This is a genomic window from Streptomyces sp. Da 82-17, assembly GCF_046098215.1.
Lineage (GTDB): Bacteria > Actinomycetota > Actinomycetes > Streptomycetales > Streptomycetaceae > Streptomyces.
In genome coordinates this window covers 135,496-156,618 of sequence record NZ_JBJURH010000021.1, presented here as the reverse complement: position 1 = coordinate 156,618, position 21,123 = coordinate 135,496, and the positions used below count along the sequence as shown (strand labels likewise).

20 protein-coding genes are annotated in these 21,123 nt (G+C 73.9%); 8 read left to right on the top strand and 12 right to left on the bottom strand.

Going from position 1 to position 21,123, the window contains the following annotated elements:
• The first annotated feature begins 2 nt into the window (after positions 1-2).
• From narH to narI, 3 genes are read left to right on the top strand one after another with little or no spacing between them, the layout of a single operon-like run.
• Positions 3-1,619 (top strand): nitrate reductase subunit beta, encoded by a 1,617-nt coding sequence (gene narH / locus ACIDOF_RS29705; protein WP_409009232.1) that lies wholly within the window; start codon positions 3-5, stop codon positions 1,617-1,619.
• A complete protein-coding gene (gene narJ / locus ACIDOF_RS29700) occupies positions 1,616-2,203 on the top strand; it encodes a nitrate reductase molybdenum cofactor assembly chaperone (protein ID WP_409009231.1) in 588 nt (195 codons plus the stop codon). Before narH ends, narJ begins: the two co-directional genes overlap by 4 nt.
• Positions 2,200-2,925, top strand: coding sequence for a respiratory nitrate reductase subunit gamma (gene narI / locus ACIDOF_RS29695; RefSeq protein WP_409009230.1), 726 nt, complete (start codon positions 2,200-2,202; stop codon positions 2,923-2,925). Before narJ ends, narI begins: the two co-directional genes overlap by 4 nt.
• Before the next feature lie 247 nt (positions 2,926-3,172).
• Here the strand turns inward: narI and dnaK are convergent, their stop codons facing one another.
• The 3 genes from dnaK to ACIDOF_RS29680 all read right to left on the bottom strand — a co-directional run bounded on the left by dnaK (position 3,173) and on the right by ACIDOF_RS29680 (position 6,266).
• Positions 3,173-5,005 carry a molecular chaperone DnaK gene (gene dnaK / locus ACIDOF_RS29690; RefSeq protein ID WP_409009229.1) on the bottom strand — a complete coding sequence of 611 codons (1,833 nt, stop codon included), beginning with the start codon at positions 5,003-5,005 and terminating at the stop codon, positions 3,173-3,175.
• Between the two features lie 192 nt (positions 5,006-5,197).
• On the bottom strand, positions 5,198-5,626 hold the full coding sequence (locus ACIDOF_RS29685) for an OsmC family protein (protein WP_409009228.1): 429 nt from the start codon (positions 5,624-5,626) through the stop codon (positions 5,198-5,200).
• A gap of 79 nt (positions 5,627-5,705) precedes the next feature.
• Complete coding sequence (locus tag ACIDOF_RS29680; protein WP_409009227.1) at positions 5,706-6,266, bottom strand: PadR family transcriptional regulator; 561 nt, start codon at positions 6,264-6,266, stop codon at positions 5,706-5,708.
• A 73-nt stretch (positions 6,267-6,339) separates the two neighbouring features.
• Here ACIDOF_RS29680 and ACIDOF_RS29675 point away from each other — a divergent pair, with 73 nt between their 5' ends.
• On the top strand, positions 6,340-7,065 hold the full coding sequence (locus tag ACIDOF_RS29675) for an isochorismatase family cysteine hydrolase (RefSeq protein WP_409009226.1): 726 nt from the start codon (positions 6,340-6,342) through the stop codon (positions 7,063-7,065).
• Here ACIDOF_RS29675 and ACIDOF_RS29670 read toward each other — a convergent pair.
• The 5 genes from ACIDOF_RS29670 to ACIDOF_RS29650 form a co-directional block, all read right to left on the bottom strand.
• Complete coding sequence (locus ACIDOF_RS29670) at positions 6,992-7,534, bottom strand: FABP family protein (RefSeq protein ID WP_409009225.1); 543 nt, start codon at positions 7,532-7,534, stop codon at positions 6,992-6,994. The two genes, ACIDOF_RS29675 and ACIDOF_RS29670, sit on opposite strands and share 74 nt — an antisense overlap.
• Before the next feature lie 144 nt (positions 7,535-7,678).
• Entirely contained in the window at positions 7,679-7,990 is a 312-nt protein-coding gene (locus ACIDOF_RS29665; RefSeq protein ID WP_409009224.1) for a hypothetical protein, read from the bottom strand.
• 88 nt (positions 7,991-8,078) lie between these two features.
• Entirely contained in the window at positions 8,079-9,524 is a 1,446-nt protein-coding gene (locus ACIDOF_RS29660) for an amino acid permease (RefSeq protein ID WP_409009223.1), read from the bottom strand.
• 86 nt (positions 9,525-9,610) lie between these two features.
• Positions 9,611-11,815 carry a phage holin family protein gene (locus tag ACIDOF_RS29655; protein ID WP_409009222.1) on the bottom strand — a complete coding sequence of 735 codons (2,205 nt, stop codon included), beginning with the start codon at positions 11,813-11,815 and terminating at the stop codon, positions 9,611-9,613.
• A gap of 389 nt (positions 11,816-12,204) precedes the next feature.
• Positions 12,205-12,609: a hypothetical protein gene (locus tag ACIDOF_RS29650; RefSeq protein ID WP_409009221.1), complete on the bottom strand. Its 405-nt coding sequence runs from the start codon at positions 12,607-12,609 to the stop codon at positions 12,205-12,207.
• 157 nt (positions 12,610-12,766) lie between these two features.
• On the opposite strand from ACIDOF_RS29650, the gene ACIDOF_RS29645 reads away from it, so the two are divergent.
• Together ACIDOF_RS29645 and ACIDOF_RS29640 are read left to right on the top strand one after the other, a co-directional pair.
• A complete protein-coding gene (locus tag ACIDOF_RS29645; protein WP_409009220.1) occupies positions 12,767-13,540 on the top strand; it encodes an MBL fold metallo-hydrolase in 774 nt (257 codons plus the stop codon).
• Complete coding sequence (locus ACIDOF_RS29640) at positions 13,537-14,193, top strand: DedA family protein (protein ID WP_409009219.1); 657 nt, start codon at positions 13,537-13,539, stop codon at positions 14,191-14,193. The genes ACIDOF_RS29645 and ACIDOF_RS29640 overlap by 4 nt, the downstream gene beginning before the upstream one ends.
• A 32-nt stretch (positions 14,194-14,225) precedes the next feature.
• Here ACIDOF_RS29640 and ACIDOF_RS29635 read toward each other — a convergent pair whose 3' ends face one another.
• The 4 genes from ACIDOF_RS29635 to ACIDOF_RS29620 form a co-directional block, all read right to left on the bottom strand.
• A complete protein-coding gene (locus tag ACIDOF_RS29635) occupies positions 14,226-14,894 on the bottom strand; it encodes a hypothetical protein (RefSeq protein WP_409009218.1) in 669 nt (222 codons plus the stop codon).
• Positions 14,895-14,974: 80 nt separating this feature from the next.
• A complete protein-coding gene (locus tag ACIDOF_RS29630) occupies positions 14,975-16,210 on the bottom strand; it encodes an MBL fold metallo-hydrolase (RefSeq protein ID WP_409009217.1) in 1,236 nt (411 codons plus the stop codon).
• Positions 16,207-17,454, bottom strand: a complete 1,248-nt coding sequence (locus tag ACIDOF_RS29625; protein ID WP_409009216.1) for an aminotransferase class I/II-fold pyridoxal phosphate-dependent enzyme — start codon at positions 17,452-17,454, stop codon at positions 16,207-16,209. Before ACIDOF_RS29625 ends, ACIDOF_RS29630 begins: the two co-directional genes overlap by 4 nt.
• Before the next feature lie 990 nt (positions 17,455-18,444).
• Positions 18,445-19,308 (bottom strand): RNA polymerase sigma factor SigF, encoded by an 864-nt coding sequence (locus ACIDOF_RS29620; RefSeq protein WP_409009215.1) that lies wholly within the window; start codon positions 19,306-19,308, stop codon positions 18,445-18,447.
• Positions 19,309-19,563: 255 nt separating this feature from the next.
• On the opposite strand from ACIDOF_RS29620, the gene ACIDOF_RS29615 reads away from it, so the two are divergent.
• On the top strand, positions 19,564-20,103 hold the full coding sequence (locus tag ACIDOF_RS29615; protein WP_409009214.1) for a VOC family protein: 540 nt from the start codon (positions 19,564-19,566) through the stop codon (positions 20,101-20,103).
• Positions 20,096-20,911 (top strand): MerR family transcriptional regulator, encoded by an 816-nt coding sequence (locus ACIDOF_RS29610; RefSeq protein WP_409009213.1) that lies wholly within the window; start codon positions 20,096-20,098, stop codon positions 20,909-20,911. Before ACIDOF_RS29615 ends, ACIDOF_RS29610 begins: the two co-directional genes overlap by 8 nt.
• The last annotated feature ends 212 nt before the right edge of the window (positions 20,912-21,123 follow it).

The following is a 21,123-nucleotide window of genomic DNA, read 5'->3' as shown; positions in this document are numbered from 1 at the left end:
GCATGCGCGTGATGGCACAGGTGGCCATGGTCATGAACCTCGACAAGTGCATCGGCTGCCACACCTGCTCGGTCACCTGCAAACAGGCGTGGACCAACCGCAACGGCGTCGAGTACGTCTGGTTCAACAACGTCGAGACCCGCCCCGGACAGGGCTATCCGCGCCGCTACGAGGACCAGGAGAAGTGGAAGGGCGGCTGGGAGCTCAACCGGCGCGGCGCCCTGAAGCTGAAGAACGGCGGCCGCGTCAAGTCCCTGCTGACCATCTTCTCCAACCCGAAGCTCCCGGAGATCAAGGACTACTACGAGCCCTGGACGTACGACTACAAGAACCTCACCGAGGCCCCGCTCGGCGACGACTATCCGGTGGCCGAGCCGCGTTCGCTGATCGACGGCAAACCGATGAAGGTCGAGTGGTCGTCGAACTGGGACGACAACCTGGGCGGCGCGCCCGAGTACGGCGACCTGGACCCGATGGTCGCGAAGGTCCGCCAACAGGCCGCTGACAAGGTGAAGTTCGCGTTCGAGCAGACCTTCATGTTCTACCTGCCGCGGATCTGCGAGCACTGCCTCAACCCGTCCTGCGTCTCGTCGTGCCCGTCCGGGGCGATGTACAAGCGGGCGGAGGACGGCATCGTCCTCGTCGACCAGGACGGCTGCCGCGGCTGGCGCAAGTGCGTGACGGGCTGCCCGTACAAGAAGGTGTACTTCAACCACGCCACCGGCAAGGCGGAGAAGTGCACGTTCTGCTATCCGCGCGTCGAGGTGGGCCTGCCGACGGTCTGCTCGGAGACCTGCGTGGGCCGGCTCCGCTACCTGGGGGTGATCCTGTACGACGCCGACCAGGTCACGCGGGCCGCCTCGACCAAGGACGAACAGGCGCTGTACGAGGCCCAGTTGGGCGTCTTCCTCGACCCGGAGGACCCGGAGGTGCGGCGCGCCGCCGAGGAGGCGGGCATCCCGTACGACTGGGTGGAGGCGGCGCGCCGCTCGCCCGTGCACGCGCTGATCAGCAAGTACAAGGTGGCGCTTCCGCTGCATCCGGAGTACCGGACGATGCCGATGGTCTGGTACATCCCGCCGCTCTCCCCCGTCGTCGACGCGCTCACCGAGACCGGGCACGACGGGGAGGACGCGGGCAACCTGTTCGGCGCGATCGACACGCTGCGCATCCCCCTCGAGTACCTCGCGGAGATCTTCACGGCGGGCGACGTGGGACCGGTCCGCTCGTCCCTGAACAAGCTGGCGGCGATGCGCGCCCACATGCGGGCGATCAACCTGGGCGAGCGGCCCGACCCGTCGGTGGCGGAGTCGGTCGGCATGGACGGGCCGGAGATCGAGGAGATGTACCGCCTGCTCGCCGTCGCCAAGTACGAGGACCGGTACGTCATCCCGACCGCGGCCGTCGGCGACGCCCGCCGCCTGGAGGAGTCCGCGGTGCCCGACACCTGCTCCCTCGATCACGCGGACGGGCCCGGCATGGGCGGCGACGGGCCCTTCGGCCAGGACTCGGGCCCGGGTCACGAGCGGCTGCCGCTCGTCACGATCGAGAACTTCCACGCCGCCCGCAGACGCCAGACCTCCGACGAAGAGCCCGACGACGTACGGGAGCAGCAGTGAGCCAGGTCCGCACCGAGCACGCCGTCCTCCACCAGGCGGCCGCGCTCTGCCTCGCCTACCCCGACGAGGAGTTCCACGCCCGCCTGCCGTTGCTGCGCGCCGCGTCCCCGCCCGCCCTGGACGCGTTCCTCACATACGCGGAAACCACGCCCGAGGGTGAGCTCGCCGCGCACTACGTCCAGGTCTTCGACTTCAAGAACCGGCACTCCCTGTACCTGAGCTGGTGGCGGGACGGGGACACGCGGCGGCGCGGCATGACGCTCGTCGGCTTCAAGGAGACGTACCGGGCGCACGGCCTGCACTTCACCGGTGAGGAGCTGCCGGACTTCCTGCCCGCGGTCCTGGAGTTCTCCGCGCACGCCGGCCCGGTCCTCCTCCAGGAACACCGGGCGGGCCTCGAACTCCTCCGCCTCGCCCTCACCGAGCACGGCACCCCGTACGCGACGGTCCTCGACGCGGTCTGCGGCACGCTGCCCGGGCCGTCCCCGAAGGACCGCGCGGAGGCACGGGCACTCGCCCGCTCGGGCCCGCCGCGCGAGGAGGTCGGCCTGGAACCGTTCGCACCCGCCGGAGGACCCCGATGAAGACGCTGCTGTGGGGTGTGCTGCCGTACCTCGCGGTCGTGCTGCTCGTCGCGGGGACGGTCTGGCGGTTCCGCTACGACAAGTTCGGCTGGACCACCCGCTCCTCGCAGGTGTACGAGTCGAAGCTGCTCAACGTGGCCTCGCCGGTGTTCCACTACGGCATCCTCTTCGTCCTCGTCGGCCACCTCGTGGGCCTGTTCGTGCCGGAGCGGTGGACGGACGACATCGGCCTCGACGAGCACACGTACCACCTGATCTCCCTGTACGGCGGCACCGCGGCCGGGGCGCTGGCGGTGCTCGGCATCCTGCTGCTGCTGTACCGGCGCCGCACCAACGCCCCCGTGTTCCGGGCGACCACCGCCAACGACAAGGTGATGTACCTGGTGCTGCTCGCGGCGATCGTCCTCGGCATGTGGGCGAAGCTCGCCAACTCCACGGTCAGCGAGGGCTACGACTACCGGCGGACGATCGCGCCGTGGGTGCGCAGCCTGTTCACGCTCCAGCCGGACATCGACCGCATGACCGGCGTCCCGCTGACCTACCAGATCCACGCGGTGGTCGGCCTGCTCCTGCTCGCCCTGATCCCCTTCACCCGCCTCATCCACATGTTCAGCGCGCCGGTGCAGTACCTGTTCCGCCCGTACGTGGTGTACCGCTCCCGCGAGGAAGGGCAGTTGGGGGCACGGGCGGAGCGGCGGGGGTGGGAGAAGAGCAAGCTTTGATCTCCCCCTCCCCGCCCCTTCCCGACCTCCTCAGCGGACGGCTTCCGGGGCTCCGCCCCGGGCCCCGTATCGCGCTGAGGGGCTCGTCCTCAAACGCCGGACGGGCTGGTGTACGTGCCCCGAAAGGGGCGCGGGGAACTGCGCGACCAGCCAGAGCTGCGCCGCAGACGAACAACGACCACGGGGGCCGGGGGCGGCAGCCCTCGGAGCCGTCCGCTGAGGACTTCGGGAAGGGGCGGGGAGGGGATTACTTCTTCTCCTCGTCCACCACCTCCGCGTCCACGACCTCCTCCTCGTCCGAAGTCTGCCGTTCCCGCGCCTCCCCCTGCGGGGCCGCGTACATCGCCTGCCCCATCCGCTGGGCCGCGGCGGACAGCTTGTCGGCGGCGGCGCGCAGCGCGTCGGGGGACGTGTCCTCCGCGTCGAGCCAGGACTTCAGCTCGGTGAGCGCCTCCGTCACCTCAGCGCGCGTCCCCTCCGGCACCCTCTCCCCGTTCTCCCGCAGGAACCGCTCGGTCTGGTACGCGAGTTGCTCCGCCTCGTTGCGTGTCTCGGCGGCCTCCCGGCGGCGCCGGTCCTCGTCGGCGTACTGCTCGGCGTCCCGCATCATGCGGTCGATGTCGTCCTTCGGGAGCGCGGACCCGCCCGTGACCGTCATCTTCTGCTCGCGCCCGGTGGCGAGGTCCTTCGCGGAGACGTGCATGATCCCGTCCGCGTCGATGTCGAACGTCACCTCGATCTGCGGCACCCCGCGCGGCGCGGGCGGCAGCCCGGTCAGGTCGAACACGCCGAGCTTCTTGTTGTACGCGGCGATCTCCCGCTCGCCCTGGAAGACCTGGATGCCGACCGACGGCTGGTTGTCGGCGGCGGTCGTGAAGACCTCCGAACGGCGCGTGGGGATCGTCGTGTTGCGCTCGATCAGCTTGGTCATGATGCCGCCCTTGGTCTCGATGCCGAGGGACAGCGGCGTCACGTCGAGCAGCAGTACGTCCTTCACGTCGCCGCGGATGACGCCCGCCTGCAAAGCCGCGCCCACGGCGACGACCTCGTCGGGGTTGACGCCCTTGTGCGGCTCCTTGCCGGTGAGGTCCTTGACGAGTTCAGTGACGGCGGGCATGCGGGTGGAGCCGCCGACGAGGATGACGTGGTCGACGTCGCCGAGCTCGATCCCCGCGTCCTTGATCGCCTGGTGGAACGGCGCCTTGCACCGCTCCAGCAACTCCCCCGTCAACTCCTGGAACTGAGGCCGCGTCAGCTTCTCCTCCAGGTGCAGCGGCCCGGCCTCGGAGGCGGTCACGTACGGCAGGTTGACCTGGGTCTCACCGGCCGCGGACAGTTCGATCTTCGCCTTCTCGGCGGCCTCCCGCAGCCGCTGCAGGGCCATCTTGTCCTGGGCGAGGTCGATCCCGTTGGCGTTCTTGAACTGCCGTACGAGGTGGTCGACGATCCGCTGGTCCCAGTCGTCGCCGCCGAGGCGGGTGTCGCCGTTGGTGGCCTTGACCTCGATGACGCCGTCGCCGATCTCCAGGAGCGACACGTCGAAGGTGCCGCCGCCCAGGTCGAAGACCAGGACGGTCTGCTCGTCGCCCCGGTCGAGCCCGTACGCGAGGGCGGCGGCGGTCGGCTCGTTGATGATCCTGAGGACGTTCAGGCCCGCGATCTCCCCGGCCTCCTTGGTGGCCTGCCGCTGGTGGTCGTCGAAGTAGGCGGGCACGGTGACGACGGCGTCCGTGACGTTCTCCCCGAGGTACGCCTCCGCGTCCCGCTTCAGTTTCTGCAGGACGCGGGCCGACAGCTCCTGCGGGGTGAAACGGCTGCCGTCGACCTGCCCCTGCTCGGGGAACCGCCAGTCCGCGTCGCCCATGTGGCGCTTCATGGAGCGGGCGGTGCGCTCCACGTTGGTCACGGCCTGCCGCTTGGCGACCTCGCCGACGAGGACCTCGCCGTTCTTCGCGAAGGCCACGACGGAGGGGGTGGTGCGTGCCCCCTCGGCGTTGGCGACGACGGTGGGCTCGCCGCCTTCGAGGACCGCGACCACGCTGTTCGTCGTACCGAGATCGATCCCGACCGCACGTGCCATGACAGTCCCCTTCCGGGCCCCGGATCAGTCCACTTCCATACATCCAGCACAAAACTTGAGTACCGGGATGTCAATGCCTCGATCCGGCGACGTACGGGCGCCCGGGTACGGGCGTACCCACGGCCCGGACGCACCACTGCCGCCGGCCCGGCCCGGTGGAGGGGCGGGGCGGCGGCAGTGCGGGGCGGGAGGTCAGGAGGAGAGCTGCGCCCTGAGGGAGATCTCCGTGCCCTTGAGCGCCTGGCTGACCGGGCAGTTCGCCTTGGCGTCCTCGGCGGCCTTCAGGAACGCGGGCTGGTCGAGTCCGGGCACCTCGCCCTCGACGATCAGCAGGATGCCGGTGATGCCCTCACCCGGCTGGAAGGTGACCTCCGCCTGCGTGACGAGCCTGGTGGGCGGGGTGCCGGCCTGGCTCAGGCCGTGCGAGAGCGCCATGGAGAAGCAGCTGGAGTGCGCGGCGGCGATCAGCTCCTCCGGGCTGGTCTTTCCGTTCGGCTCCTCAGCCCGGGACGGCCAGGACACCGGGTACTGCCCGATCCCCGACGAGTCGAGCGCGACCTTGCCGGAGCCCTCCAGCAGGTTGCCTTCCCAGACGGTGTGCGCGGTGCGCATCGTGGCCACGACGGTTCCTTCCTCTGCGGACGGTACGAGCGCTACGAGAGCGCCTCCCCCATCGCACCACACCGGAGCCGACCGGACACTACATACCCGAAAGGCGCGCCGCGTGCCCCGCCTCTCCCTCGCCGAGGACACCCCGCAGCCACTCCCGCTCGGTGCGGCTGGCGGCCCGCGCGAGCAGCAGCATGCCGCGGCGGTACGGGTCGGTCGTCTCCTCGGCGGCCAGGGGCCGGTCGCCGTCCCCGCCGTCGTGGAAGAAGCTCGCCGGCTCGTCGAGGAAGGCGAGGCGGCGGCGGAGCACGGCGTGCTGCTCGGCGGCGTCCGGGAGCAGGGAGAGGAAGGCGAGGACGGTGAAGAAGCGGGTGCCGTCGCTGATGTCCAGCGGCTCCGGCTCGCGCAGCCGCCGCAGCAGCTTCTCGCGGCCCGCCGCGGTGAGGCTCAGCGTGTGCCGGCGGGCCGCGGAGGCGCCGGGTTCGGTGCGCCGGTCGAGCAGACCGGCGGCGACCAGGCGGTTGATCGCCGGGTAGAGGCTGCCGTCGCTGACGGGGCGGGCATGGCCGGACAACCGGGCGATGCGGCGGCGCAGTTGGTACCCGTGCAGCGGCCCCTCGGCCAGGAATCCCAGGATCGCGAGTTCCAGCATGCTGCTACCCTCGCACATCGAATCGAGGTACCTCGATTCGAGGCACATGTTCGGGGACGAGGGGGTACGGGACATGTCCACGTACAGCGAGGAGTGGGTGCTCGCCCGCGCGCGGCACGCGTACGAGCACGGGCGGGCGGAGTTCGACGTGCGGCCGGAGCGGACCGCGCTGCTCGTGATCGACATGCAGGACGAGTTCGTACGGCCCGGGTGGAGCCCGTACTGGGTGCCCGCGGCGACCCGGATGGCGCCGCGGCTCGGACGGCTCGTGGATGCCTGCCGGGAGCTGGGGCTACCGGTCGTGTGGACGGTCTTCGACGACACCCACCTGGGCCTCGACCGCCCGCGCGCGCTGCGTTCCCTCCCGCACGGCGCCTCCGACTGGCGGCGGCCCGGACCTGCAGAGGTGTGGGCCGAGCTCGGGCGGCGGGACGACGAGCCGCTGATCCGCAAGCCGTCGTACGGCGCGTTCTACGACACCCCGTTGGACACGATGCTGCGCAACCTCGGCCGGGACACGGTGATCGTCACGGGCACACTCACCAACTACTGCTGCGGCACGACGGCCCGCCAGGCGTACGAGCGCGGCTACCACGTGGTGTTCGGCTCCGATGTCACGGCCACGGACGACGAGACCAGGCAGGAGCCCGAACTGGCCGTCCTGCGCAAGGGGTTCGCGCTCGTCCGCACGGCGGCGGAGATCGAGGCGGACCTGCGCGGCGCGCCTAGGGCAGGCGGTGGAGGTGGGCCGAGAGGTGGTGTTGCAGCGGTTGGCCGACCGCCGCGAGGTCGTGGGTGAAGGTGAGGGTGTCGGGGTCGGCCAGGGTGTAGCGGCGGCGGGTGGACTCGACGTCCTTGGCGGTGGAGGTGGTCGCCACCTGGTCCGTCGCGAGGTCGACCGTGCCGTCGGAGGCGTGGCCGGAGGCGATCTCGGCGATGCCGGTGGGCTGCGTGATCAGGGCCTCGACCCGGCCGTCGGGCTGCAGCCGCCACCAGCCGCTCTCCCGCGCGGCCGGGCGCAGCGGGGCGTCGTCGGGCCCGAGCAGCCAGGCCCGCGCCTCGTACCGCAGAAACGGCCGCCCGTCGTGGCTGAACCGCACTTCCTGCGCGTACGAGAAGTCCCCGTCCAGCGTCGGATACCCGCCCTCCCCGCGCCCCCGCCACTCCCCGAGCAGCCCGAGCACGGGTGCGAGCAGAGGGTGCGGCGCGGGCGTCCCTTCGGCGTCGAGGCTTTCGGCGTACGGGTACTCGGGGGCGGGGTCGAACACGGGGCTGCACTCCAGGGTCGGGCGACGATGACCGGTCGAGGGAAGCCTAAGCCGCCCCCTCACCCGGCGTGCACCGTGCGACGCCGGGGTCCCCACGGCCGGGACCGCGATCGGTGAGCCCAGGCGAGTGTCACCCGGCGCGTGCTACCCGGCGAGGGCCAGTGCCGCCACGAGTGCCACCAGGGTCGTCGCCCCTGCGATGCGGCCCGCGTGGGCCAGGGTGGGGCGGGCGAGGCGGCGGGCGTTGAGGGACGCGAACAGGCCGAAGAAGGCGGTGAGCACGTTGAGGACGCCGAGCCACTGGAAGCTGCCCTGCTTCAGCGTGAGGTACAGGAGCACCCAGGCCGTGACCCCGGCCACCGCCCAGGCGAGGACCTCCAGCTGGGTGGACAGGTCCGGCTGCCGCGTCCCTGGGGCGGTCGGCTGGGCGGCCTGTGGGCGGGGATTTCGGGGCAAGGGGGCTCCTGGGTTCGGTGCAGGGGCAGGGGCAGGGCCCGTACGAGCTCAGGTGGCGGTCGTGCGAGGTCCTCAATCGGCCCTGCGGTCAGTGCTCTTGGGGTGCTCGGGCCTTCTTGCGGCCCGACATCACCGCGTACACCACCACACCCAGGAACAGGAAGATCACGCCCTGGTACACGGCCTGGTAGCCCGCGCCGCCGACCAGCCAGAGGGAGAAGCCGCAGGCGATCGCCGAGATCACCGCGTCGCGGACGAGGCGGGAGCGGTGGACTCGGTCGCGGCGGCCGGAGAGGAGGTAGTAGATCTGGGCGGCGGTGGCGAGGAGGTACGGGACCGTCGCCATGAACGTCGTGACCGTGACGAGGAGCGTGAACACCTCGGCGTCGCCGTTGCCGCCGCCGGAGGCGTAGTTGTAGACGGTGAGGAGCGAGGCGAGGATCACGGTGATCACGACACCCGTCGTGGGCACGCCGCGCTGCTTCTTCAGGAACACGCTCGGGAACAGCCCGTCCTTCGCCGCGGCGAACGGCGCCTGGGCGCTGAGCAGCGTCCAGCCGTTGAGCGCGCCGAGGATCGACACCACGGCGGCGACGGCGACGAGCGAGCCGCCCCACGTACCGCCGAACATCGCGTTCACCGCGTCCGAGAACGGCGCCTCGCTGGACGTCAGCCGCTCGTGCGGGACCGTGCCGAAGACGGCGAGCGTGCCGAGCAGGTAGACGAATGCGGCGCCGAGCACGCCGAGGATCGTGGCGCGGCCGACGTTGCGTCGCGGGTCGCGGACCTCGCCGGCGCTGACGGCGGCGGACTCCACGCCGAGGTAGCTGAACAGCAGCAGCGCGGCGGCGGCCGAGACCGCGCCGACGGGGCTCGCGTCCGGGTCGGCCTGGAAGGGGCCGAGGTTGTCCGCGTCGAAGAAGAAGAGTCCGCCGACGGCGACGAGCAGCAGCGGCGCGAACTTCAGTACGGTCGCGACGAGTTGGACCGCCCCCACGTACCGCGTGCCCGCGAGGTTGGCGAGGCCGGGGAGCCACTGGATGACGAGCGCGGCGAGGCCCATCGTCCACCAGTGGCCGTCGATGTCGATCAGCAGGTTGAGGTAGCCGACGGCGCCGACGGCGAGCGCGGCGTTGGAGACCCAGGAGGTGATCCAGTACGACCAGGCGGCGAGGAACCCGGCGAAGTCGCCGAAGGCCTCGCGGGCGTAGACGTACGGGCCGCCGGTGCGCGGGTCGCGCTGGGCGAGCCGGCCGAAGACCAGGGCGAGGGCGATCGCGCCGACCGTGAGCACGGCGAAGGCGACGAGGCTGATGGTGCCGTAGGCGGCGACATCGTGCGGCAGGCGGAAGATTCCGCCGCCGATGATGTTGCCCATGACCAGGCAGGTGGCGATGGGAAGTCCGAAGCGGCGGGCGTGCTTGCCGATCTCGCCGCTGGGGGCACCTCCCAGCGGTAGCTGGGGGAGCTCGATGGCCGCGGCTTCGCCTCGGTCTGCCGGAGCCGGCGTCGATGCGGTTCCGGTGTCGTGCATGGGGTGGTGCGCCTCTCGTTGTGCTGGGGCCGCTCGGGATCGCCGGGCGACGGCCCATGGTCAGGCACGTTGAACGCTGCACCAAATCAGTGCGTTTTGTCCTCCACGGCGCGGTCGTCGGCCGCAAATTGTTCTTCCGCGGGTTCGCCCGGGCGCGGATTCTCCGCACCCCCGTGCGGGGGCCGTTCGACGCTCAGCGGGATCTGCGGCCCGTCCGCCGCCTCCCGGAGCCAGCGCCGCAGCACCCGGTGCACCTGCTCGGCGCCGACGGGTTCCGCCCCGTCGGCGGCGGGCGGGGAGAGCGTGTACGGGGACAGGAGGAAGGGCCGGCCCTGGGCGCCGCCGAGCCCGCCGTGCGAGCCGATCTGCTCCTCGAAGGCGAGCACTTCCCCGTCGCCGGACGCACCCTCCGCGTACGGCTCGTACGAGGAGTTGACCATGATGTCCGCGACGTGCGGGAAGCCGTCCGTGCGGCGCACCGCCGCGACCGCCTCCGGCCCGAACTCCCGGAGCGGCTCGGGGAGTTCACCGGGCTCCGGGTCGTCGGGGAGCTCGTCGAGGCGGATCTCGGCGCCGCGCGCGCCGAGCACCAGTGGGCCGTGCTCCTCGCTGCGGACGAGCAGGAATCCGATGCCCGGATGGTTGGCGAGGGTGGGCAGCAGGGCGGGGTGGCGGCGGTCGATCTGCTCCCGGCTCATCCGGCCGCGCACGTCCGGGAAGGACACCAGGCCGAGGTTGCCGGAGGCCAGGACGACGGGCTCGCGGCCCTTCGCGGGCCGCCGCTCCTCGGCGCCCTCCTCGACCGGCCGGCGCAGCGCGGCCCGTACGGCGGCCCGCGCCTCCGCGCCGCTGTGGGTGCGCCGGGCCCGACGCGGCACGGGCAGCCCGCAGCCGGCCCGCACGAGGTCGCCGAGGGTCAGGCCGTACCGGGACCGGAACGTCTCGCCCGGGCTCTGGCCGTGGTCGGAGAGCAGCACGATGCGGTACGGGCGCGGCGCGTGCTCGGCGACCTTGGCGAGCAGCGCGATGGACCGGTCGAGGCGGGCGAGGACCTGCTCGGCGTCCGCGCTGCGCGGCCCGGAGTGGTGCGCCACCTCGTCGTACGCCACGAGGTCCGCGTAGATCGCGCTGCGGCCGGCGAGCATGTCGCCGATGACCGCGGCCACGACGACGTCCCGCTCGACGACCGTCGCGAAGGCCCGCACGAACGGGTAGAGCCCGCCGCGGCCCACCCTCGGGCGGGTCCGGCGCAGCCGGGCGCGGGTGGACTGGCCGAGTTCGCGGACCACCTCGGCGACGAAGGACATCGCGGTGCGGACGGCGTTGGCGGGGTCGGAGAAGTACGCGAAGTACCCGGCGCGGGAGCGGTTGGCGCGGCCCCGGCGGGCGGACACGGACAGGACCAGGGCGAGCTGGTCGGCGCCGCCGCTGAACAGGTTGCCGCGGCTGGCGCCGTCGACGGTGAGCAGGCCCGCGTCCCCGGCCCGGGCGACGGCCCGGCGCTGCAGTTCGGCGGCGCTGGACGGACGGTTGCAGACGACGACCTCGCCGGTGTCCTTCTCGTACCAGCGGAAGGCGGGGACGTCGTGGTTGGAGCCGTGCAGGATGCCGAGCTGGCTGGCGCCGGTCTGACTGGACCAGTCGGTGCGCCATGGGGTGAGGCGGTGGGTGGGCGGGGTGGCGTGCCCGTCGGGGCCGTGGCCGAGCCAGCTCGCGACGGTCGGCATCAGCCCTTCGTCGACGGCGTCCCGCAGGACGTCGTGGCCGACGCCGTCGAGCTGCAGGAACACGGTGCCGGGGGTGCGCGGCCCGGCGACCGCGACGGCCCGTCTGCGGCGCCGGTCGGCGAGCCGGTAGAGCCTGCGGCGGTACGCGGTGTCGTCCCGGACGGCGAGCGCCGTGGACGCGGCCGACGCCACGGCGGACATCACGGCCGCCACGACCACGGCGGTCTCCGGGTCGGCCTCGCCACGCCCGTCCGGGATCAGACTGAGCGCCACGAGCAGCAGCGAGCCGTTGAGGAAGAACACCAACAGGCCGAGGACCAGGGCCGGTACGAGCAGCAGCGCGCGGACGATCAGCGGCCAGACGAGAGCGGTGAGCAGGCCGAAGACGCCGGCGCCGATGGCCGCGGTGACGCCGATGCGGGTGGCGCTGTCGCCGGCGGCGGACTGGAGGCGGAAGTCGGGGAGGAGGCCGGCGAGGACGAGCATCGTGACGGTGCTGATCGCCCATACGGCGCCGATGCGCCACGCGGACCTGCCGGCCCGCGCCCACCTGCCCTCACCCACGTCCACCTCACGTGCCGACGACCCCGGTCCCAGCGTGCCACGCCCCACGCCGACCTGCGCCTCCCCTCCGGGGGGTCGTTCGTCTGCGGCGCCGTCGTGGTGGCCGCTGTGCCCACCCGTTCCGCCCTGCGGAACGCCTGCCCACAGCGGCGGCGGGGCGGGAGGGGCGGGGCGGGTGTCCATGCCCCGATAGGGGCGCGGGGAACTGCGCGAGGAACCACGGCGGCGCCGGAGCCGGGTGACGGGCCGAGGGGGCAGGGGCGTGCCCCGTCAGGGGCGCGGGGAACTGCGCGAGCAACCACGACGAAAGCCGCAGACGAACAACCGACCCGGATGGAGCCCCTCCGGCGATTGAGGAGCGGGGGGGCCGGGGGCGGAGCCCCCTGGGGTCAGCAGCCGTCGTACCCCGCCGTCGGCATCGAGAGCCGCCGGTGCACCTGAGCCTTCATCTCCGCGTCGTACGCCGGCTCGTCGAGCCCCGCCGTCTCCAACCGCACTCCCCGCCGCGCACACTCGCTCACGAACGCGTCCGCCGAGGCGAGGGCACGTTCGAGGACGCGGCGGCTCGGCGTGACGAACAGGTCGACGAGGCCCGCCTCCACGTCCGTCCACAGGCTGAGGTGGTCGGCGCGCAGCCGGTGCACGAGGAGTTCGCGTGTCACCACGTATCCCCGGTCGGCGGCCCAGCGGGCGCACATCGCGTACTGGCTGCGGGAGTCCACCAGGAACGGGTCCCGGTCCAGCTCCTCCAGCGGGGTCAGGCTGGCGATGGCCGCCACCCTCAGCTCCCCCATGCCGCCCCTCCTCCGCCCGGCCTCCGGCTCCGCCGCCGACCCTACTACTCGCCGTAGGCTCGGAGCAGTGCCGTGCGGGCGCCGTGCAAGCGAGGCACGAGCACCGTACGAGCGCCGTACGGGACGCCGTGCGGGTGAGCGTGGAGGGAGGCCGTCGGTGGCGGTGGAGATCACCTGGTGGGGGCATGCCACGTGCACGGTCGAGGACGCGGGCGTGCGGGTGCTCACGGACCCGCTGTTCGCGCGCCGGCTCGCGCATCTGCGCCGCCGCCGCGGCCGGCCGCCCGCGCCGAGCGCCCGCAGCGCCGACGTCGCCCTGGTGTCCCATCTGCACGCCGACCATCTGCATCTGCCGTCGCTCGCCCAACTCTCCCCCGGCACCCGCCTGTTGGTGCCGCTCGGCGCGCGGGCCGCGGTGCCGGGGCTGCGCCGGCTGCCCGGCCTGGACGTCACGGAGGTGGCGCCGGGCGACGAGGTGCGCGTCGGGGATGTGACGGTACGGGCGGTGCCCGCGCTGCACGACGGGCGGCGGCTGCCTGTCGGCCCGCACCGCTGCCCGGCGCTCGGCTTCGTCGTGACCGGCGCGGCGCGGACGTATTTCGCGGGTGACACCGGCCTGTTCGACTCGCTCGCGGACGAGGTCGGGGAGGTGGACGTGGCGCTGCTGCCGGTCGGCGGCTGGGGCCCGTACCTGGGGCACGGCCATCTGGACGCGGGCCGGGCGGCGGTGGCCCTGGCCCGGATCGGGCCGCGCGCGGCGGTGCCGGTGCACTACGGCACGTACTGGCCGATCGGCCTGGACGCGGTCCGGCCGCACGAATTCCACGCGCCCGGCGACGAGTTCGCCCGCCAGGCGGCCCGGCTCGCCCCCGAGGTGGCGGTGCACCGGCTCGCGCACGGCGAGAGCGTACGCCCGGAGGTCGCCAAGTGAGCCTCGGCGTACGGGCGTTGGAGCAGCTCGCGACCGGCTGGACGGCGGTGGTGCCGCCCGAGTCGACGCAGCAGGCGGTCGGCTATCCGTCGTTGTTCCTGCTCGTGGTGATCGGCGCGCTCGTGCCGGTCGTGCCGACGGGGGCGGTGGTGAGTTCGGCGGCGGTGGTGGCGTTCCATCACTCGGCGCCGCTGTCGCTGCTGTTCGTGTTCCTGGTGGCGGCGGGCGCGGCGTTCCTCGGGGACGTCGGCCTGTACTGGCTGGGCCGGCGCGGCCTGCGGTCGAGGAACGGCTCGCGGTGGCTGCGGGCGCTGCGCGAACGGGCGCCCGAGGAGCGGTTGACGCAGGCGCAGGAGAAGCTGCACGCGCACGGCGTGGCCGTCCTCGTCCTGTCCCGGCTCGTGCCCGCCGGCCGGATCCCGGTGATGCTGGCCTGTCTGCTCGCGAAGATGCCGCTGCGCGGCTTCGTCCGCGGCAACGCCCCGGCCTGCCTGGCCTGGGCGGCGACGTACCAGGTGATCGGTATCCTCGGCGGCTCCCTCTTCCCCGAGCCGTGGCAGGGCGTGGTGGCCGCGGTCGTTCTGACGGTGCTGATCAGCGTGGGCCCGGCGGTGTGGCGGCGGATGCGGCGTACGCGCACCGAGGAGGCGTAGGACGTACGGAAGAGGCGTAGGTCCGGGACTGCTCAGGCCGGCGTTCCCCGCTCGCCCCGGGGCCGCCCGTCCCAGCGCCAGCTCGTACGACGGGGGTGGCCCGGCAGCTCCGTACGGCCCGTGGCCCAGAGCAGCGTCGGCCACGGGGCCGTGTCGGCGGGCGCGTCGGGGAACAGGCGGGCGAGTGTGCGGGCGCACAGGTCGGCGGGCGGTGCCCAGGGCAGGCCGAGGCCTTCGGCGAGGTCGTGGGTGTGGACGAGGGTCTCCACGATGCCCATCGCGGCGAAGCCCTCGGGGTCCGAGGTGCCGAAGACGTGGTACGCGCGGGTGTCCGGCGGCGTCGTCCGGACCATCGCGACGAGCAGCGCGCCGCTCGCCTCCAGGACCTGTAGCAGCCCGTCGGGCCCGGCCGTGCGGTCGGCGTGCACGGCGTTGGCCGGTCCGCCGGGCCTGCGGCTCTCCCAGACGAACGGCACCTCACCGGCCGACGGCGGCTTCCTGGGCCCGAGTTGGACGGCGTACGCGAACAGGTCGTCGGCGAGGTGCTCGACCGTCTCCCAGCAGTCCCACTCCAGCGAACCGGCCCTCCCCCGCCAGGCGTCCCCGGGGGCGGTGCGCAGGACAGCGACCGCCGACTGCACGGCGAGGTCGAGGTCGTCGGCGGTGACGGGGTGCTGGGCGGAGCCGGTCGATGGAGACATGACAGGACCGTACCCCTGTACGACGGCGGGCTTGTCCCCGTACGAGTAGTCGGGCGTACGAGAAGCAGGCCCACGGGGAATCAGGGGCCGGGCGGGGTCAGGGACTCGGTCTCGGTGCCGGTGCCGGTGCCGGTGCCGGTGCCGGTCTCGGTGCCGGTGTTGGTCTCAGTGCCGGTGTCGGTCTCGGTGCCGGTGCCGGTGTCCGGGGCCAGCACGCGGGACGCTCCGACGCCCAGGTCCCACAGGTCCTCGCGGCGGTGGCCGGCCCGGGCCCACGCGCGGCGGACCCGGCGGAGCGGTTCGAGGACCGGCTCGGCGGAGAGCAGGAACGTCGCCCAGTGCATCGGGGCCATGCGGGCCGCGCCGAGGTCGGTGACCGCGCGGACCGCCTCTTCCGGGTCGCAGTGGACGTCGCTGAGCCACCAGCGCGGGTCGTACGCGCCGATGGGCAGCAGCGCCAGGTCGATGCCGGGGTGGCGGCGGCCGATCTCGGCGAACCAGTGGCCGTATCCGGTGTCGCCCGCGAAGTACAGCTTGCGGCCCGCCGGGTCGGTGAGGACCCAACCGCCCCACAGGGAACGGCAGGTGTCGGTGAGGGTGCGCTTGGACCAGTGGTGGGCGGGCACGAAGTCGAAGCGGACCCCTCCCAGGCGGGCCGCCTCCCACCAGTCGAGCTCGGTCACGCAGGTGAAGCGGCGGCGCCGGAACCAGCGGCCGAGCCCGGCCGGCACGAACACCGGGGTGTCGCGCGGGAGCCGCTTCAGGGTGGGGGCGTCGAGGTGGTCGTAGTGGTTGTGGCTGATCACGACCGCGTCCACGCGGGGCAGCGCCGACCAGGCCACGCCCGCCGGGGTGATGCGCGGCGGGATGCCGAGGATGCGGCGCGACCACACGGGATCGGTGAGTACGGTCAGGCCGCCGATGCCGACGACCCAGCTGGCGTGCCCGACCCAGGTGACGGCCAGGTCGGTCGCGGTGGGCCGGGGCAGGGGGCCGGGCTCGAAGGGCAGCAGCGGGATGTCGGCGAGGCCCTCCGCGTCGGGCCGTGTCGCGCCTTCGCGGGCGAAGCGGGCGAGGGCCTGCACGCCGGGCAGCGGCGCGGTCAGCCGGTCCGCGAACGACCGGGGCCAGCGGCGCTCCTCCCCCAGCGGCCGAGGCTCGGCGAGCCGGTCGGGCCCGGACGGCAGGACGGGCGGTGCGGCGGACTGGGGCGCGGATTGAGGTACGGGTCGGGCTGCGGGGTGGGCGGCGGGCGGTCCGGCCGGGGGCGCGGCCTGCGCGGGACGAGAGGTCGTCGACTCGGACTGCTGCGTCATCGAGGCGGCTCCATTCGTGGTGCGGCGTCCCGGACCGCGTCCAGGGCCGATCCGAACATGCTCAACGCTCCCTGTACGTGCGGCAATTCGAGCGGCTCCAGTGCGGTGAGCGACGCCAGCTGCTCCTGCGCGGTGCCGCCGATGAGCGGGGCGAGCGGCAGTCGTACGCGGAGGGCCGCCAGGTCGTCGCCGAAGCGGTGCCCGCCGGGCACGGGGGTGCCGAGCTCCTGCGTGAGGTGGTCCTCCAGCTCCATCGCGTCGCCGACGCCGCGCCGGGCGAGCGCGGCCCGCAGCGGCTCCAGGTCCGCGTACAGGTGCCGGCCGGCCTGCGGCGGACGCGCGAACGCCCCGGCGTCCCGCACGAGCCGGTACGCGGCGGCCGCCACGCGCGCGTGCAGGGAGACGGCGGCGGCGCGGCGGGCGGTGACCTCGTCGGGCTCCGCGAGGGCGTACGCGGCGGCGGCCGCGACCGGGCCCGCGACGACCGCGCCGAGCCCGGTCAGGGCGTCCAGGGCGCGGGCGCGCAGCTCGGCGCCGTCCGGGGTGTCGGGGAAACGGGCGATCGCGGCGGGCCAGTCGCCGGGCAGGAATCCGCCGGCGAGGTCGGCGAGGACGGTGACGTGGGCGGGGGCCATCTCGGCGGGGCTGATGAGGACGGTGTCGCGCGGGTCGTGCAGGGTGTCGCGCCAGGTCTCGTCGGAGACGATGTGCAGGCCCTCGCCGAGCGCGGCCTCCACGGTCTCGTGCAGCACCTCGGGCGGCGCCACGGTCGCGGTCGGGTCGTCGGCGACGCTGAGCAGCAGCAGCCGCGGCCGCCCGCCCTCGGCCCGCACCCGCCGAACGGTTTCGAGCAGGGCGTACGGGTCGGGGACGCCGCCGCACTCGGCGGGCGTGGGCACGGAGTAGGTGCGGCGGCCGAAGAGCCGGGCGGCGGGCGCCCACCAGGCGGGGCACGGCCGGGGCAGCAGCACGTCGCCGGCGAGCGCGGCGGTCACGGCGAGCAGCAGCGGGGCCGCGCCGGGCGCCGCCGCGCTGTGGCCGGGGTCGGCGGTCAGACCGCGGCGCCGCCAGTAGCCGCTCGCCGCCTCCCGCAACGCTATCGATCCGCCGGGCACTTCGGCGGGCCCGCGGTCGGCCGCCGCGGCCAGGACCTCCGCGAGCCGGGGCAGCACGGGGAGTCCCGGCTCGGGCGCGGGCGGCGCGTAGCGGACGGGTCCGTGGCCCGCCGGGTCCGTCCGCCGCATGCCCGCCTCCGCGAAGTCGTGAGCGCCCGCGCGCCCGCCGGTCCGTCCGCCTGCTTCCGTACGTCCATTCCGTACGTCCATACGTACCGCCGTCCGCGCCCCGCCGCAGCGCACGGCGTCCGCGCGGGTGCGGGGCGCACGCGCGCCGCCGCCCGTATCCATGCCCGGGACGGGGCGGCTGATACGGGCGGGCCGGGATCAGTCCGCACACCCGGGCCGGACGGCGCGGCGTGGGCTCGGGCTCGGGCGGCGGGGCGCGGGCTGGTCTCGCGAGGTGTGAACGGGTGGCTCCTCGGGCGGGCCGCCGGTGCGCCCGGTGGGGCGCAGGGACCCGGGGCGTGCGGCCGTCGAAGCCTGACCGGCCGGGGCGGGCGCGGGCCGGTCGCCTCGCGTGTGCCTCACGCCGCTTCCCGCCGCTCCGCGCGGTCGCGGGCTCGAGCGGTGGGGCGCGGGCTGGTCGCGAGGTGCGTACGGGTGGCTCCTCGGGTGGGCCGCCGGTGCGCCCGGCGCCGTGCGGTCGTCGAAGCCCGACCGGCCCCGACCGCCCCCGGCCGCGCGCGAACGGGCGCCCTTCAGGGACCCGCCCGTGCCCGCACGGGTGAGCGGGGCTGGCAGGTCCGGGTGTTGTCGGGTGCGGGTGGGCGGTGCGGCCGTCGGGCCCCGGGCGCGGCGCGGGCGGTCCCGCGTACGGGCGAAGTCGCCCGGGCTGCCGCTCAGTTCGCCGCGTGTGCCGCTCAGACCGCTTCCCGACGCTCCGCGCGGTCGCGGGCTCGTGCGGTGCGGCGTCGGGCCTGGGCGGCGGGGCGCGGGCTGGGCGCGAGGTGCGTACGGGTGGCTCCTCGGGCGGGCCGCCGGTGTGCCCGGCGCCGTGCGGTCGTCGAAGCCTGACCGGCGCCGACCGCCCCCGGCCGCACGCGAGCGGGCGCTCTTCGGGGACCGGAGCGTGCCCGCGTGGGTGGGCGGGCGCGGGCCGGTCGCCTCGTGTGTGCCTCAGGCCGCTTCCCGGCGCTCCGCGCGGTCGCGGATGCGGGCGCAGCAGCGGTTGAGGAGCCGGGAGACGTGCATCTGCGAGATGCCGAGCTGCTCGGCTATGCGGCTCTGCGTCATGTCGCCGAAGAAGCGCATGTAGAGGATGTCCCGCTCGCGCTCGGGCAGTTGGCGCAGCTCGGGCTTGACGGCCTCGCGGTCGACGACGACGTCGAGCGCCGGGTCGTCGGAGCCGATGGCGTCCCGCAGGGTGTATCCGTCGTCGCTGCCGGACATCTCGGCGTCGAGGGACAGCGCGGTGTAGCTCTCCAGGGCTTCGAGGCCGGTGCGGGTCTCGTCCTCGGTGAGGCCGGCGTGCTCGGCGATCTCGGCGACGGTCGGGGCGCGGCCCGCGATGCTCTGGGACAGCTCCTGGCGGGCGAACCGTACGCGGTTGCGCAGGTCCTGGACGCGGCGCGGGACGTGCAGGGTCCAGGTGTGGTCGCGGAAGTGGCGCTTGATCTCGCCGGTGACGGTGGGCACGGCGTAGCTCTCGAAGGCGGAGCCGTGCGCCGGGTCGTAGCGGTCCACGGCCTTCACGAGGCCGAGGGCGGCGACCTGCCGCAGGTCGTCGTAGGACTCGCCGCGGTTGCGGAAGCGGCCTGCGAGGCGGTCGGCCATGGGCAGCCAGGCGTGCACGATGTCCTCGCGCAGCCGCTCCTTCTCGGCCTCGTCGCGGGCGGAGGGGGCGGGCAGGGCGTCGAGCTCGCTGAGCCTGTGGAAGTCGGCCGAGGTGTCGGGGGCGTCGTCGTGCGGGTGCTGGTGGGTCTGGTTCCCGTGCGGACGGTGCTGGTCGTGGGTCTGCTTCACCGCTGTGCTGGGGCGCATAGGTGCTGCAACTCCCTGATCGGTGCGGGTTCTTGATCCGTTCAACCGTTCACCGTGGGGCCGGCACACCGGCGCGGGGCGGCCACACCCGGGGGCGCGCTGGGGCTCCCACGGACGTGCCTCCGGTCCGAAGCACACCGTCCGCATGCCCGACGCCGGGCGCGCAAAACGTGCACCGGCGGCACGGCCCGCCCGCGCGCCGCCGTACGACCACGACTTGACCCTCACGCCGCGTGAGGCTCCAGGGTGAGGTGCATGAGCGACTACTACGACGCCTTCGAGATCAGCCCTGTCCCCGTACCCGGCCCGGACGCCGTGCCGCCGGAGCCGTACCTCGGCATCTACGGCATGCCATCCTTCGTCACCGTGCCCACGACCGACCTGGCGGGCTCGGTGGAGTTCTGGACCCGCGGGCTCGGGTTCGTCGAGCTGTTCGCGATCCCCGGGGTGCTGGTCCATCTGCGCCGGTGGGCGTTCCAGGACGTGCTGCTCGTCGTGGCGGAACGGGTGCCGGACGCGGCGCCGGCGATGAGCGTGAGCTTCTCGTACGTGCTGAGCCAGCTGGACGGGGTGGCGGAGGCGTGCCGTGCGCTGCGCCCGGACTCGGTGGACGGGCCGCGGGACATGCCCTGGGGCACCCGGGACCTGGAGGTGATCACGCCGGAGAACGCCCGGGTCGTCGTCACCGCGGCGAAGCAGTTCGACCCGGCGAGCGAAGAGGCACGGAACATGGCGGCGGTGGGAATCCACCCTCCGGGCAGCCGGACCGCGGGCGATCATGGGGACCATGACTGACGTGTTCCGCGACGCCGACGCGGCCGAGGGCCTGACCGTCGGCCAGGTCTCCGGCCGCCTCGGCGTGACGGTCCGGGCGCTGCACCACTGGGACGAGATCGGGCTCGCGACGCCGTCGCTGCGCACACCCGCCGGGTACCGCCTCTACACGGCCGCCGACCTGCAGCGGCTGCACCGCATCGTCGTCTACCGGGAGCTCGGCCTCGGCCTGGACCGCATCCGCGCCGTCCTCGACGACGCGGCGACGGACGTGCCGGGCGCGCTGCGGGCCCAGCGGGCGCAGGTCACCGAGCGGATCGAGCGGCTGCGGGAGCTCGGCGCGGGCCTGGACCGGATGATCGACGCCCACGAGCGGGGCCTCCCCCTCACCGCCGAGCAGCAGGCCGAGCTGTTCGGCGCCGACTGGGACCCGCAGGGTCCGGCGCGGGCCCGCGAGGTGTACGGGGACACGCTGCAGTGGCGGCAGTTCGCGGAGGGTGCGGCGGGGCGGGACCCGGAGGAGTGGCGGGCGCTGTCCGAGGCGACGGCCGGCCTGGAGCGGGCCCTCGCGGACGCGATGGACGCCGGGGTCCGGCCCGGCACCCCGGACGCGGACGCGCTGGTCGACCGCCACCGCGAACTCTTCGCCTCGTACTTCCCGCTGACCCGCGCCATGCAGGTCTGCCTGGCCCGCCGCTACGAGTCCGACCCGGGCTTCGCCGCCCACTACGACGCCATCCGCCCCGGCCTCTCGACGTGGTTCCGCCGAGCGGTGGACGCGAGCGCACGGGGGCACGGGGTGGATCCGGAGACGGCACGGTGGGAGTAGGGCTCGTGCTTGCCCGGGCGTCTCTTTTCCCCACCCCGCCCCTTCCCGAAAGTCCTGCGGACAGCCCCCGGGGCTCCGCCCCGGACCCCCGGCAGGGGCGCGGGGAACTGCGCGACCCGCCACGACGACGCCGCAGACAAACGACGGGCGGCTGGAGTCAGCCCCTCCGGCGTTTGAGGAGCGGGGGTTCCGGGGGCGGAGCCCCCGTGGCG